The sequence below is a fragment of the Atribacter sp. genome (assembly GCF_035418125.1).
Taxonomy (GTDB): Bacteria; Atribacterota; Atribacteria; order Atribacterales; family Atribacteraceae; genus Atribacter; species Atribacter allofermentans.
Genome location: NZ_DAOLQM010000359.1, coordinates 1 through 1,561, shown reverse-complemented (window position 1 = coordinate 1,561; position 1,561 = coordinate 1). Strand labels below are relative to the sequence as shown.

Genomic DNA, 1,561 nt, shown 5'->3' with positions numbered 1-1,561 from the left:
GCTTTTTGAAATTCTTCTTTGGCTTTTATCAAATCATATTCATACCGAGGAAGCTGGTCATTGTATCCCAATAAATCCGAAGGAAGAACTGATGCAATTCTCTTCCCATAGCCTAGTAGAACATCATTAATCATGGCTTCATAATCAAAAGCAAAGCAAAAAGCCCGTCGGCAATTTTCATCAGTGAAAAAGTCAGGAGGTATTCCATTCCCATCCAATTGGGCGCTCCCTAAAAAGGGACTGGTTTTGTTGATGGTCCAATTGAATTGTAAATTGGTTACGGTAATCCGCTCCTTCTGATAAAACTGACTTCCTTTTAAATTCTCCAATTGCTGGATATATTGGGTAGGAATATAAACCTGATCGGCATCTCCGGCTTCGAACATTGCCCGGCGAGTATTCCATTCGTCGACTCCCCAAATGATAACTTGTTCAAGTTTTGCTTTTTCACCCCAGTACTGCTGATTTTTTTTCAACACTACTTTCTGTTGAGTTCGATCCCATTCAGCTAAAATGAACGGTCCAGTCCCGTTGGTTTTATCAAATAAAGGCGAGGATTCTTTTTTCCGATTGTAATACTTCCACCACTCATCTGCTTTTCCATCCCAGCATCCCCATTCGATGCAGGTTTGTTTATCCATGATACTACTCCAATACGCATACTTCGACAGCAAATTTAAAAAAGGAGCAAATGGTTTTGCTAAATGAAAAATGACCTTATCGTTATCAACCTCAATGGCAGGATCAATTTCTTCCTGATAGAATTTAATTAAACGGTCAGCATATTCTTGGTTTTTCAAAGACCCGTCTTCATTGACTAAATCAGTTAATGGTATTCCAATTTTGCTCGCAACCATTTCATTCAAGGTTTGGTAATCAAATAAAGCCCCGATAATCATCCAATAAGGGCCTCCGACCGAATCAAAAAGAATGTTCCTTTCAAAAGTATATTCCACATCTTCTGGGTTTAATTCATTTCCATTATGGAAGAAAACGCCTTTTCTAATCGGGAAAATATAGGTTTTTCCGTCGTTGGTTATCAATCCATTTTCCTTGGAAGGAACAGCAGTGGCAAGAATGGGTATAAATTTAAAAATATTCTCTCCCTCATAGGCAATCAAGTTGTTATAAACGAAGGTTAATACTTCTCCACTATGTGAATCGTAAGCATATCCAGGATCCAAGCTGTCAGGTTCCCCAATGGTTAAAAGAACATAGGTATTCGGATCCTTTATCTGGGCATTGGTGGTAAAGGTAGTAATGAGGCAAAAAATTATGATTAATAGGTAAAAATTTTTTTTCATTTTTCCCCCTCCAGAAGTACTTAATTATGACCCACTATTTAAAAAATTGATATCATTTAGAATTTGCAATTTATTTTCCATACCATATATTTCGGTATTTTTCTTAAAATGATTAATTTACTCATACAAATTATCTTATTTTAGGATACCTTCTTTTTATAAACAAAAGAGACATTCACATCACAAAGCAGCACCAGGTGAGGATGAAAACCCAAGATTCGACATGCCATGGCAGGTCGCTACATTAATTAAAGAAT

General features: G+C 36.7%; 1 protein-coding gene. It reads right to left on the bottom strand.

The window, feature by feature from the left end; translation table 11 throughout:
• Positions 1-1,304, bottom strand: a 1,304-nt coding sequence (locus PLK24_RS11365) for an ABC transporter substrate-binding protein (protein WP_324479233.1), incomplete at its 3' end; no start/stop codon positions are given.
• Positions 1,305-1,561: the final 257 nt, after the last annotated feature.